This is a genomic window from Dactylosporangium salmoneum, from assembly GCF_039532525.1.
GTDB classification, from domain to species: domain Bacteria; phylum Actinomycetota; class Actinomycetes; order Mycobacteriales; family Micromonosporaceae; genus Dactylosporangium; species Dactylosporangium salmoneum.
This window is the reverse complement of record NZ_BAAARV010000071.1, coordinates 18,280-31,227: the sequence shown is the minus strand read 5'-3', so window position 1 is coordinate 31,227 and position 12,948 is coordinate 18,280. Positions and strand designations below refer to the sequence as shown.

11 protein-coding genes are annotated in these 12,948 nt (G+C 73.2%); 5 read left to right on the top strand and 6 right to left on the bottom strand.

Going from position 1 to position 12,948, the window contains the following annotated elements; genetic code table 11:
* Nucleotides 1-41 precede the first annotated feature (41 nt).
* On the top strand, nt 42-1,523 hold the full coding sequence (locus ABD352_RS36565; protein WP_344617123.1) for a tetratricopeptide repeat protein: 1,482 nt from the start codon (nt 42-44) through the stop codon (nt 1,521-1,523).
* A gap of 186 nt (nt 1,524-1,709) precedes the next feature.
* Here ABD352_RS36565 and ABD352_RS36560 read toward each other — a convergent pair whose 3' ends face one another.
* The 6 genes from ABD352_RS36560 to ABD352_RS36535 form a co-directional block, all read right to left on the bottom strand.
* Nucleotides 1,710-2,336: a hypothetical protein gene (locus ABD352_RS36560; RefSeq protein WP_344617122.1), complete on the bottom strand. Its 627-nt coding sequence runs from the start codon at nt 2,334-2,336 to the stop codon at nt 1,710-1,712.
* A 97-nt stretch (nt 2,337-2,433) separates the two neighbouring features.
* Complete coding sequence (locus ABD352_RS36555; protein WP_344617121.1) at nt 2,434-3,336, bottom strand: CE1 family esterase; 903 nt, start codon at nt 3,334-3,336, stop codon at nt 2,434-2,436.
* A gap of 17 nt (nt 3,337-3,353) precedes the next feature.
* Complete coding sequence (locus ABD352_RS36550; protein ID WP_344617120.1) at nt 3,354-3,755, bottom strand: VOC family protein; 402 nt, start codon at nt 3,753-3,755, stop codon at nt 3,354-3,356.
* Between the two features lie 21 nt (nt 3,756-3,776).
* A complete protein-coding gene (locus ABD352_RS36545; protein WP_344617119.1) occupies nt 3,777-4,529 on the bottom strand; it encodes a phosphosulfolactate synthase in 753 nt (250 codons plus the stop codon).
* Nucleotides 4,530-4,546: 17 nt separating this feature from the next.
* A complete protein-coding gene (locus ABD352_RS36540) occupies nt 4,547-5,713 on the bottom strand; it encodes an acyltransferase (protein ID WP_344617118.1) in 1,167 nt (388 codons plus the stop codon).
* Nucleotides 5,710-7,296, bottom strand: a complete 1,587-nt coding sequence (locus ABD352_RS36535) for an AMP-binding protein (protein ID WP_344617117.1) — start codon at nt 7,294-7,296, stop codon at nt 5,710-5,712. The genes ABD352_RS36540 and ABD352_RS36535 overlap by 4 nt, the downstream gene beginning before the upstream one ends.
* A gap of 239 nt (nt 7,297-7,535) precedes the next feature.
* Between ABD352_RS36535 and ABD352_RS36530 the strand changes: the two genes are divergently transcribed.
* From ABD352_RS36530 to ABD352_RS36515, 4 genes are all read left to right on the top strand, one after another.
* Nucleotides 7,536-9,407 (top strand): glycosyltransferase family 39 protein, encoded by a 1,872-nt coding sequence (locus tag ABD352_RS36530; protein ID WP_344617116.1) that lies wholly within the window; start codon nt 7,536-7,538, stop codon nt 9,405-9,407.
* Nucleotides 9,408-9,438: 31 nt separating this feature from the next.
* On the top strand, nt 9,439-10,650 hold the full coding sequence (locus ABD352_RS36525; RefSeq protein WP_344617208.1) for a bifunctional glycosyltransferase family 2/GtrA family protein: 1,212 nt from the start codon (nt 9,439-9,441) through the stop codon (nt 10,648-10,650).
* Nucleotides 10,651-10,778: 128 nt separating this feature from the next.
* A complete protein-coding gene (locus ABD352_RS36520) occupies nt 10,779-11,003 on the top strand; it encodes a hypothetical protein (RefSeq protein ID WP_344617115.1) in 225 nt (74 codons plus the stop codon).
* A gap of 287 nt (nt 11,004-11,290) precedes the next feature.
* A complete protein-coding gene (locus ABD352_RS36515; protein ID WP_344617114.1) occupies nt 11,291-12,925 on the top strand; it encodes an NRAMP family divalent metal transporter in 1,635 nt (544 codons plus the stop codon).
* Nucleotides 12,926-12,948: the final 23 nt, after the last annotated feature.

The window sequence follows — 12,948 nt, the reverse complement described above, 5'->3', positions numbered from 1 at the left end:
GTCGGCGGTAGCGGGCCGCGCCGTCACTACACTCACCGCTCGTGATCGACACCCCCACCCCGTTCGACGCCGCGCGCTCGCTCATCCTGGAGGGGCGCATCGTCGAGGCCGAGGCGCTCATGGTGCGCGAGCTCGACGCCGTCACCGCCCGCCACGGCGCCGGGACGCCGCAGTGGGCGTCCGCGCAGTGCGACCTCGGCAACGTGCTGTTCAACGCCGACCAGATGGGCCGGGCCGTCGACTGCTTCCGGGCGGCGGTCTCCGTGTCGCCGCGGGACTACCCGGAGCTGTACAAGGGCCATCTGACGTACCGCAGCAACCTCGGCCAGGCGCTGCGCCTCGCCGGCCGGCTCGACGAGGCCGAACAGGAGCTGCGCGCGGGCGCCCGGGCGCGCATGGAGTACTACGGCCGCGAGCACCCCGGCTACGCGTTCGGGCTGGAGCCGCTGGCCGACCTGCTGCTGCAGCGGGGCGACCTCGCGCAGGCCCGGCAGGTCGTCGAGGAGATGGTCGCCAACCTGTACCAGGCCGGGCACGAGCGGGTCGCGGTCGCGCTGGCGCTGCGGGCCGAGATCGTGCGCGCCACCGGCTCCGGCGACGAGCTCTTCCCCGGCGCCGACCGGCTCCCGGAGCACGTCCTCGAGCAGCTCGTCCTCGCCGTCTGCGAGCGCGCCGGATCCGGGGATCCGCTGCTGTACCGCACCCTCCTGCGCGACCTGGCCGCGGCCATCGAGGCGCGGCTCGGCCCGGACCACTTCGCCACCCTGAAGGCACTGTCCAACCTGGCCAACCTCAACCGCAACATCGGCGACGAGGCGGGACTGGCGGAGCGGGTCGACGTCATCCGCCGGGTGCTGGCCGCCCACGACCGGCAGGGCCGGGCCGAGGACGCCCTGCACGTGGCGCAGGGCCTGGCGCTCGCGCTCGGCGACGCCGGGCAGCCGGAGGAGGGCCTGCGCGCGTACGCGAATGCGCATCAGCGGGCGGTGCGCCTCGGCCGGCCCGAGCCGGTCAGCCAGACGCTGCGCAACTGGGGCCTCGCCCTGCAGGAGGCCGGGCGGCTCGACGAGGCCGAGGCCAGGCTGGCCGAGGCGGTGGCCGCCGCCGCGACCGGCGCCGACTACGAGATGCTCGGCCGGGGCCGGATCGCGCTCGGGCTGTTCCTGCAGCATCGGGAGCGGCTCGGCGAGGCGCGCACGGTCATCGAGTCCGGCCTGGCCGTCCTCGATCCGGTCCACCCGGACGCGATCGTCGGCCGCAGCCACCTCGGCGCGGTGCTGGAGGGTCGCTCCTGCGGCTGCGGCGACATGCCCGCGACGATCGCGGCGGCGTTCCGCGAGTTCGTGCTGAGCAAGCTGCCGCCGGACCTGCTCGACGACCTGGAGGTCACGCTCGCCGATCACGACTTCCAGATCGGCCTGCACCTGCGGCGCGAGCCGACCCAGGAGGAGCTGGAGCGGCTCAACGGCGTCGTGCAGTCCGCGCTGGCCGAGTTCCGCCGGAGGCTGGCCGAGAACACCTGAGCACCGGCGCGGGCCGCAGGCACCGGAAGGCTCCCGCCAGCTCACCAGCTGGGACGAGCCACCCGTCCGCGACGAGGACGCCCTCTACCCCTATTGGCACCAGGCGAGGACCGCGGCCGACCGGCTCGCACCGGCCGACGTCGTGGTCGCCGAGTCGCTGGCCGCACAGGGGTGAGCACAGAGGTATCAGCGGACGTCGACCGGTTGGAGCGCGACCCGGACCAGCCGAATCCGTCCGGCCTGATCCCGGGCGAGTACCGGCACGCCACGCCCACGCCATGAGCGGATCTCGAACAGCACGTTGCGTTCGTGGACGTCGCGGTAGTGCCGCTGGTAATGCTCGAACCGTCCACTGAGGAACAGGCGTAGCCATGCCGTCAGCACGACGTCGAGCCGGCTCCGGCGGTCTGCGCGCCATTGGAACCGGGCCCACTCGTGCCCGTCGACGAACTCCCGGACCTTGACCAGGCCGGTGAAGCGCAGGCCGATCAGCGCCTCGGCATTGAAGTCGACGCCGGTCAGCCCGGGCACGCGGCGCTGCAGGAAGTAGGCGCCGCCGACGAACCTGCCATTGAGATACGTGCGTTCATCTATGACCTCCAGCACGAAGATCCGGCGCCGGTGGTCGCAGACGCAGAACGCCGCCTTCTCCTCGCCCTTGCCGAGGTACCCGCAGCGCCAGGCCGGATCGGTGAAGCGCAGCGACCGGTCGGCATAGGTCATCGCGTCCAGCTGACGGGCATGGTGCTCGGTGAAGTCCGCCTGGGTCGCCTTGCTGACCTCGATCCGCTCCCCGCCGAAACTGACGATCATCTGCACCCAACTCCCGCGACGCCGCGACGGCGCAGCATGTGAGCCTCCCCCCGTGCCGCTCATCCAAAAGGCACGGTAGAGACGCCGCGCAACCGGGTCAATGCCGGCAGCCTGCGGTCGCGCTGAAGAAGTCCCAGGTCGCCTGCGCGGCCGACGGGGTGGTGTCGTCGCCTTGCGGCCAGTCGTGGCTGCCGCCGTGGTAGACGGCCAGCCGCACGCACCGCCCGGTGCCACATCGTGCCCAGGTGCTGGTGGTCAGGCTGCCCTGCGTGTGGGTGACCGGGGTACCGGCACAGCGGTTCGCCCGCCGGTACTGCTCAACCTGCGCATCGACGGTCGGTTGGATGTAGCCGCCGAGGGTGTGGGGGGCTCCGCCCGCGCCGATGGTCAGGTCCGGGTCGCCGGTGGAGGCGATCTCGAGCAGTGACACCGGCGCCGGGTCCGGGCACGGCATGGAGCTGACGGCCGCGTACGACGCGACGGCCGCGAAGCGCCGGGGCGCCGCACAGGCCATGCGCAGGGCCATTTTCCCGCCGTTGCTGTACCCGACCAGGAACACCCGGCCGGAGGCGGCGTCGGGCTGGGTGGCGAGCACCTTGTCGACGACGGCGGTGAGGAAGGCGACGTCGTCGACCGCGGCGGCCTGGGCGGCGCCGCAGCAGTTGCCCGCGTTCCAGGACTGGCCGACCCCGGTGGGGTACACCAGGATCGCCGGCCCGGTCACATCGGCGAACCCGCTGCGCTGCCGCTCATAGTCCGGCGTGACGCAGCAGCCGTGCAGGTCCACCAGCACCGGTAGCCGGACCGCACCGGCCGGCCACGGCCGGACCAGCAGGTAGCTGCGGGCCAGGCCGTCCACGACGATCGGGACGGTCGCCTGGGTCCACCTCACGGGCGGTCCGGGCAGCGTCCGGACGGACGGGGCGCGAGAGGCGGTCAGGGCCAGGAACACGACCACGACAAGCACCGCCGCGGCGGGCAGTGGTGGTCTGCGGCCCATCGGTGACCGCCCGATCGTCAGTACTGCAGCCTCGGGTCGTCGTACTGCTTGAACTCCAGCACGTTGTTGGACGGGTCGACGAGGAAGACGGTGCGGTGCTGCTCGGCGGTGCCCTCGAACCGTGTCGCGGGGCCGGACAGGACGCGCAGCTTGCGGTGCTCGACCAGCTGCAGCAGCCGGTCGAAGTCCTCGGCGCGGGCGAACGTGACGCCGAAGTGCCGGGGGTACTCCACGGGTTCGACGGCCACGGCGGCGGGGTCGAGGTGGCAGACGAGCTGGTCGCCGAAGAAGTCGAACGTGACGCGGTCGTCGTAGCGGCGGGCCAGCTTGGCGCCGAGGCCGAAGACGTAGAACCGCACCGCCTCGTCGAGATCGTGGGTGGGCACCGCGACGTGGAAGGCGTCGTGTGTGGATCGCATGGATGCTCTCCTCGAAAAGGGTCAGATGCCGGCGGACTGGCCCGACGGGACGGTGGCCACGTGCAGCAGGGTGTCGCCCCGCAGCCCGAGGCGCAGCGTCTCCGCCCCGAGGACGTCCGCGGCGGCGATGTTGCCGAGGTTGACGTCCGGGCCGAGGGCGGTGATGAGCTCCACCTGGAGCGTCTTGGTCGGCGCCTCGAACATCACCCGCTCGGTGTCGACGTTGCCGATCACCGCGTCCAGCACGTCCCGGCGCAGGTGCCCGTCGGACTGGGCGATGCCGCTGCGGCCGCTCTCACGGGCCTCGGTGACGACCATGAAGGCACCGGCGTCGAGGTCCTCGCGCATCGCCTCGACCCACTGGGCCGGGGTGAGCCGCGCCGAGCGGTCGGCATCCTTGTACCCGACTTCGGACAGGACGGGGCGGTACTGCGACATGCGCCGCACGTGTTCGGCCTTGCCGGGCTGGTCCAGCGGGATGGTGCCGTTGGACACCTCGATGTGGGTGGCGCCGGTGCGCCGGACCAGGTCGAGGTACTCGTCCAGCCGGCCGGTCCAGAGGTGGTGCTCGAACAGCGTGCCGCCGAAATAGAACCCGATGGCGGCGTCGCGCAGCACCCCGGCCTTGCGGTCGAGGTCCCGGGTGACCAGCGCCGTGCCCCAGCCGAACTTGACCAGGTCGATGTAGTCGCCGTGGCTGGTGATGAGATCGGTGAAGGCACCTGTGGGCAGCCCGCCGTCGATCACCATCGTCATGCCGGGTGACGTTCGCATTCCATCCTCCTGAAGGGTCATCCCCGGGCACCGCGCCGGGGGCGGCCGGTCAGCGCCAGGCTCAGCGGCGTGCGCAGTGCCACCGCCACAGCCGACCAGCACGCCAGGTAGATCAGTGGGACGACGGCCATCGCGACCGCCGTGACGAGCGGGCCGGGCTGCCGCTGCGCCACGGCGGTCAGGCCGGAGGCCGCGCACACCGCCAGCAGACCCTGCAGCAGCAACGGGTGAGCCAGGTAGACCCCGAACGAGACGTCCGAGGCGGAGCGCACCAGGCGCCGGCCCGGTGCGCCGCGGCGCTGCCAGGCGACGCCGCAGGCCAGGAACGCCCACGCGACGGCGACGCTCTCCACCACGACGACGGGCTGGAACACGGCACTGGCGAGCACCGGGGGCTGCCCCAGCGCCGATGCCCGCACGAAGAAGACCGCGACGCCCGCGGCGACGGCGAGCGCGCATCCGGCGAACACCCACCACATCCGCTCGAGGGTCCACCGCAGGAGCGTCTCGGCGTGCCACGCCGCCACGCCGCCGGCCACGACGAACCCCAGGTAGCTGGGCAGGTACGCGCTGGGGTCGGCGAGCCCGGGCACCGATCCCCGCTGTACGGCGGTGTAGCAGCCGAGCTGGTAGACGACCGCGCCGGCCAGCAGCCATCCGTGCGTCCCGCGGGTGGCCGTCAACAGCCGGCGCAGCAGCGGGAACACGAGGTACACCTGCATGGTCACCAGCAGGAAGTACAGGTGGTAGCGGGCGGCGCCGGTGAGCAGGTCGTTCGCGAACCCGGCCAGCGCCCGGCCGGCCGGCCGCAACGGCTCGCCGCCGGCGAGGAAGTACACCGCGCTCCACACCACGTACGGCGCGCAGATCAGCAGGTAGCGCTTGCGCCAGAACGCCCACCAGCGCGACGGCGCGCGATCGCGATAGCTGTAGACGAGCACGAACGCGGTGAGCAGGAAGAAGACCTCGCGGCTGACGTGCAGCACGATGAGCGGCGCACCGTTGGACAGCGTCACGCCGCCGGGCTGCTGGGCGAGCACGTGCACGGCGATGACGAGCCCGACGGTCAGCACCCGCACGACGTCGACCGAGTCGAGACGGGACGGCGGCGTCCGCGCCCGGGCGGCGGGTTGGCCGTCGGGTGCCGTGCGCATACCGGCGAGCTGCCGCGGCGACCCGCTCATCGGCCACCGCCCGGGACCGGCCCGCCGGCCAGGGCCGCCGCGTCGGCGCGGAGGGCACGGCGCAGCACCTTGCCCGTGGGGCTGGTCGGCAGCTCGGCGGTGACGGTGATGGCGGCCGGGCACTTGTGGCGGGGCAGCCGCTGGGCGCACAGCCGCTCCAGCTCCTCGACCACACCCGCTTCCGTGCGGTACGGCCGGAGCGCTTCCGTGCGGTACGGCTGGAGCGCTTCCGTGCGGTACGGCCGGAGCATGACGAAGGCGACCGGCACCTGACCGAGCCGCTCGTGCGGCGCGGCGACCACGGCGGCGGAGCCGACCGCGGGATGGCCGAGCAGGACGTGCTCCACCTCCTGCGGGTGGAGCTTCTCCCCGCCCCGGTTGATCACGTCGTCGGCGCGGCCGACCAGGTACAGGTGGCCGTCCTCGTCACGGAACCCCAGATCGCCGGTGGGCAGCCACCCGCGCGCGTCCCGGGCCGACCGGCTCGCCTCCGCCCCGTGCCCGGTCAGCTCCAGATACCGGTCGGTCACCTGCCGGCCGCGCAGGACGACCATGCCCTGCGAACCCGGCGGGGCGGGCCGGCCGTCCGGGCCGGCGACCGCCAGCCCGACGCCGACCGGCAGCCCGACGGAGCCGGTGCGCCGGGCGGAGACGTCGAGCGGACTGGCGGTGATCTGGCCGGCCGCCTCGGTCATCCCGTACGTGTTGAGCACCGCGACGCCGGTGTGCGCGGTGAAGGCTTCCTGCGTCGAGACGGGCAGCGGCGCCGATGCGGAACGGGCGAAGCGCAGCCGCGCAAGGGTCGCCTCGGGCGGCACGGGCTGGGTGGCGAGGGCGCCCAGTATCGCCGGCACGGTGTTGAGCCAGGTGGGTGACCACTCCACCACCCGCGACCAGTACGCGCCGGCCTCGAAGCGGCGATCGAGCACCAGCGACGCGCCGCTGACCAGCGCCGCGAGCAACCCCATCACCTGCGCGTTCACGTGGAACAGCGGCAGCGGGCTGTACCCGCGCTGGCCCGGCCCGAACCGGTGGTGCCCGGCGACCCGCCGCGCGGCGTGCAGCAGTTGCGCCTCCGACAAGGGGACGCCCTTCGGTTCACCCGTCGTGCCGGACGTGGCCAGCAACACGGCCGGACGCAACGCGGCGCGGGCGCTCGGCCGGTTGCCGGTCGGCGCCGCGCCCACCGGCACCGGCGCGGTTCGCTCGGCCACCCAGTTCTCCACCCCCGCCACCGGCGCGGAGAGCGGCGCGTCGGTGACGACGACGTCGGCCCGCAGCCGGATGAGGAACTCGTCCAGCGTCGGCAGCCGGGGGTCGACGGGCACCACCGTGAGACCGGCGGCCAGCCCTCCGAGGTACGCGGCGGCGAAGGCGAGCGGGTCGGCGACGACCAGACCGATCCGCGCGCCCGGCGGCAACCGGCGCACGGCGGCCAGCTCCCCGAGCCGTTCGGCGTACGCGGCCAGCGCCGGCCATGCGATCGCGTGACCGTCCGCGCCGTCGATGAACGCCGGCCCCTCCGGTTGCCCCTGCGCTCGTGCAGCCAGCAGTCCAGCTACCACCGCCATGCGTCTCGCCACCGTCCTTCGTCACCTTCGGGTGAGCTCGGCGCCCAGGTCGTCATTTCCGTTGGCATACAAGGGTTTGCGATCCAGCCGCGGCCATACCCAGTGGCACGCGGTGCAATCGCGGCCCGTCTCACAGCAAGTTCACGGTCGGCGGCGGCGGTGTGGACGGTCGTGTTGGCTACCGTTGAGCCATGTCCACGGCTTTGCCGCCGGTCGACGAGCCATCTCGAGGCGTTGGATCCCGTTGGTCAATGACCTTCCGCCGCGTGCTGCGCGGCCGGGATGAGGACCCGATCTGGGCCCGGCCCGCGCTCACCGTCCTGCTCGTCGTCGCCGCGCTGCTGTACGGGTGGGGGCTCGGCGCGTCCGGGTGGGCCAACTCGTTCTACTCGGCGGCGGCTCAGGCCGGCTCGATCAGCTGGAAGGCGTGGTTCTTCGGCTCGTTCGACGCCGCCAACTTCATCACGGTCGACAAGACGCCGGGCGCGTTGTGGGTCTCCGGCCTCTCGGTGCGGCTGTTCGGGCTCAACCCGTGGAGCATTCTGCTGCCGCAGGCGCTGGAGGGCGTGGCGACGGTGGCGTTGCTGTACGCGGTCGTGCGGCGGTGGTTCGGGCCGGGCGCGGCGCTGCTGTCCGGGGCGGTGCTCGCCACGACCCCGGTGGCAACGCTCATGTACCGCTACAACAACCCCGACGCGTTGCTCATGCTGACCCTCGTCGCCGGCGCGTACGCGATCGTGCGGGCGGTGGAGGACGCGCGCACCGGCTGGCTGGTGCTCGCCGGGGCGTGTGTCGGCCTGGGCTTCCTCACCAAGATGCTGCAGGCGCTGCTGGTCCTGCCGGCGTTCGCCCTCACCTACCTGGTGTTCGCGCCGGCCCCGGTCGGGCGCCGGGTCCGGCAGGTGCTGCTCGGCGGGGCCGCGCTGGTCGCATCCGCCGGCTGGTGGGTCGCGATCGTCGAGCTGACGCCGGCCCGGCACCGCCCGTACGTCGGCGGCTCCACCGACGACAACGTCCTGCAGCTGGCCCTGGGGTACAACGGCTTCGGCCGGCTCACCGGCAACGAGATCGCCGGCTTCGACGGGCGGCGCTTCGGCTTCGGCTTCGACCCGCCCGGCTGGGGCCGGATGTTCGACGCCGCGACCGGCGGGCAGATCGCCTGGCTGCTGCCCGCCGCCCTGCTGCTGTGCCTGGCCGGCTTCGCGCTGGCCGGCAGGAGCGCCGCGGCACCCGCGCAGGCCGGACGGTGGCGGGCCGCATACGCGCTATGGGGCGGATGGCTGGTGACGACGGCGCTGATCCTCAGCCTGATGCACGGGATCTTCCACCCGTACTACACGCTGGCGCTCGCCCCTGCGGTGGCCGCACTGGTCGGCATGGGCGCGCACACCCTCTGGCGACTGCGCTCCGACCGCGCCGGCGCGAACCTGCTGGCCGCCGTGGTCGCCGGCACCGCCGTCTGGTCCTGCCTGCTCCTCGACCGCAGCGCGGCCTTCCATCCGTGGCTGCGCGCCGTGGTCGCGGTGACGGGGCTGCTCGCGGCGGCCGCGCTGGCCTGGTCCGCGCGCCCGGCTCGTCGCGACCGCCGCCCGGCGGCGCTGCTCGCGCCACTCGCCGCGGCCACCGCCCTCGCCGCCGTCCTCGCCGGCCCGGTGGCGTACTCCCTGCAGACCGTCGCGGCGCCACGGTCCGGGCCGCTCGTCTCGGCGGGGCCCGCCATGCCCGGGGCCCGCGCCGGGCGGGCCGGCGGCATGGACATGGCGCGACTGTTCGTCAACCGTGCACCCGACCCGCGGGTCCGCGCGCTGCTGGCGCAGAACGCGGGCGCGTACACCTGGGTCGTCGCGACGGTCGGCTCCCGCGGTGCGGCGAGCTACCAGCTGGCCACGGGGTGGCCCGCGATGGCGGTCGGTGGCTTCAGCGGCACCGACCCCACGCCGACGCTCGCCCAGTTCCAGCGCGACGTCGCCGCCAAGCGGATCCACTACTTCATCGGCGACCCGTTCGCCCGCGCCTTCGCCGGCACCCGCGTGAGCGACAGCACCCGGATCACCGACTGGGTCCAGCACAACTACCCGGCCGCCACGATCGACGGCGTCACCATCTACGACCTCTCGAGGTGAGACGGTGACCGATGTCCAGCCTCCGCGCCCGATCGGCCGGACGCGCGACGCCCGGTCCGGGCCCCGGGCGCCGGTCCTCGACGTCGTCATCCCCGTGTACAACGAGGAGACGGACCTGGGACCGTGCGTACGGCGGCTGCACGCCAACCTCACCGGGACGTTCCCGTACCCGTTCCGGATCACCGTCGCCGACAACGCCAGCACCGACGCCACGCTCGACGTCGCCCGCGCCCTGGCCGCCGAACTGCCGGAGGTCGCCGTCCTCCACCTGGACGAGAAGGGGCGCGGCGGCGCGCTGCGGGCGGCGTGGACGGCGTCGGACGCCACGGTGCTCGCCTACACCGACGTCGACCTGTCCACCGACCTCGCGGCGCTGCTGCCCCTCGTCGCACCGCTGCTGTCCGGACACTCCGACCTGGCCATCGGCACGCGCCTGTCCGACGGCGCGCGCGTCGTGCGGGGCGCCAAGCGTGAATGGATCTCCCGCTCGTACAACCTGCTGCTGCGCGGCACGCTGGCCGCCCACTTCTCCGACGCGCAGTGCGGGTTCAAGGCGATCCGCAAGGACGTGGCCGAGCAGGTCCTGCCGCTCGTGCGCGACACCGGCTTTTTCTTCGACACCGAACTGCTCGTGCTGGCCCAGCGCGCCGGCCTGCGCATCCACGAGGTTCCCGTCGACTGGGTCGACGACCCGGACTCCAGGGTCGACATCCGCGCCACCGCCGCCGCCGACCTCAAGGGCATCGCGCGGCTCGCCCAGGGGGCGATCACCGGCCGGCCGTCCCTCATCGCGCTGCGGGCCCAGTTCGGCCGCGGGCCACTGCCGCCACCCATTCCCGGCGTACCGCGGGGGCTCCCCCGTCAGCTGGCGCGATTCGCGATCGTCGGCGTGCTCAGCACGCTGGCCTACCTCGCGCTGTACGCCGTGCTGCGCCCGGGCACCGGAGCGCAACCCGCGAACCTGATGGCACTGCTCCTGACGGCGGTCGGCAACACCGCCGTCAACCGGCGCCTGACGTTCGGCGTCCGCGGCCGGGCACACGCCGTGCGCCACCAGTTCCAGGGCATCCTCATCTTCGCGCTGGGGCTCGGCATGACCAGCAGCTCCCTCGTCGTGCTCAACCGGGTCGAGCAGCATCCGTCCCGAGCGCTGGAGATGGGCGTGCTCGTCGTGACCAACCTCGCCGCCACCCTGGTGCGATTCGTCCTCATGCGTGGCTGGGTCTTCCGCGCCGCGCACTGACGAGGCGGCGATCCGGCGCATCCGCGAGGCCGGATCGGGGCCGCACCGACGTACGCTGAGCAGAGGAGTTCCGGCGCTGTGTTCGCCGGCCGTCCGCACGACGTGGCGCCGATGGCGAGGTGGCCGGGATGTCGTTCGTTGGCATCGTTGTCTTCGCCGGGCTGTGGCTGGCCTGCGCGGTGGCGTCGCTGTGCGTCGCGGCGCGGCTGGCCGGGCAGTACGAACGACGCCCGCGACACGCCCACGGCGGCGGGCACGCCCCGATCGGGCGGCTGCGTGCGGCACACGGGACGGCGTCCGGCGTGTTCCACGCGGCGGCCCGGCACTGGGTATCCCGGCTACGCGGCCGGTAGCGACTCCGGGTCCCGCCGCAGGTTGTTTCGCATCATCGGGCGAGGGGAGGCGAGCGCAGTGGATTCCGGTCCCGACGGATGTAGTCCTTGGATCGCTCGCGGCACCCGCCGGCCAGGCTCTCCGCCTTGCCGCATGGCGCGGCCTCCTCGTTGAGCCCTGCCGCATGGCGCAGCCCCCTCGCTGAGCGAGCTGAGCGAGCTGAGCGAGCTGAGCGAGGCGTGGAGCAGCGCCGCTCCCGCCGGTGCGTGCCGCCTCTATCCCGTCCCGGGCGGGAAGGGGATGCGCTATGGCGGCACCGCACGCACGCACGGACAGTGGGCAGACGGGGCTGGACCCCTCGCACACCGGCGACATCCGGGGCGCGCTGGGCAGCATCGCGGAGCACGACACCGGCGTCCGGCCCGGGCTGTCGGCCAGGCTGAAGACCCTGCTGGCGATCGTCGGCCCCGGCCTGATCGTGATGGTGGGCGACAACGACGCCGGTGCGTTCGGCACCTACACCCAGGCCGGGCAGAACTACGGCACCCGCCTGCTGTGGACGCTGCTGCTGCTGGTGCCGGTGCTGTACGTCAACCAGGAGATGGTCCTGCGGCTGGGTGCGGTGACCGGGGTGGGGCACGCCCGGCTCATCCTGGAGCGCTACGGCCGGTTCTGGGGTGCGTTCAGCGTGATCGACCTGTTCGCGCTCAACGCCCTGACCATCGTCACGGAGTTCATCGGGGTCAGCCTCGGGCTGAGCTATCTCGGACTGCCCCGGATACCCGGGGTACTGCTGGCCGCCGCGGCGGTGATCGCGGCGGCGAGCACCGGCTCGTTCCCCCGGTTCGAGCGGGTCTGCCTGGCCCTGGTGGCCGGCTCCCTGGCGCTGGTCCCGGTCGTCGTCATGGCCCACCCGCCGCTGGCGCAGGTCGGTCATGACTTCGTCGTGCCGGGCCTGCCCACCGGCCAAGCGTCCACGGTGATGCTGCTGATCATCGCGATCGTCGGTACCACCATCGCGCCGTGGCAGCTGTTCTTCCAGCAGTCCTACGTGATCGACAAGCGGATCACGCCCCGGTTCATCCGCTACGAGAAGGTCGACCTGTGGATCGGCATCGTCATCGTCGTGGTCGGCGCCGCGGCGATGATGTGCGCCGCCGCGGCCGCGTTCGCCGGCCGGCCCGAATACGGGCAGTTCACCGACGCGGCAGGCGTCGCCGCCGGGCTGGGCCGCTACGTCCACGAGGCGGCGGGCATCCTGTTCGCGATCGCGCTCATCGACGCGTCGATCATCGGCGCGGCGGCGGTCGCCCTGTCCACCTCGTACGCCATCGGCGACGTGCTCGGCCTCAAGCACTCGCTGCACCGCACGCCGCGGCAGGCGAAGCCCTTCTACGCGATGTTCGCCGCGCTGCTGCTGGTCTCCGCGCTCATCGTGGTGCTCCCCGGCTCCCCGCTCGGGCTGCTGACCGAGGGGGTGCAGGCCCTCGCCGGGGTGTTGCTGCCCTCGGCCACGGTGTTCCTGCTGCTGCTGTGCAACGACCGCGCGGTGCTCGGACCATGGGTCAACGGCCGGGCCACCAACCTGTTCACGTCGGTCGTCATCGGCGCGCTCGTCACGATGTCGATCGTCCTGACCGCCGGCGTCCTCTACCCGCACATCACCCTCACCCAGATCCTGGCCGTCGTCGCCGTCGTCGCCCTGCTCGGCGTGGCCGGCGCGACCTGGCTGGTCGCCGCGCGCCACCGCCGCCCGGCCCGGGGCACCGTGCCGATCGAACGCTCGCAGCGCGAGTCGTGGCGGATGCCGCCGCTGGCCCTGCTGGAGCGGCCGCGCCTGTCGTCCGGGCGACGGCTGGGCCTGGCGGTACTGCGCGGCTATCTGATCATCGCCGTCGCGCTCGTCGTGGTGCGGGTGGCCCAGCTGGCGCTGGCACACTAGAAGCTGAACCGCCAAAAGGGGTC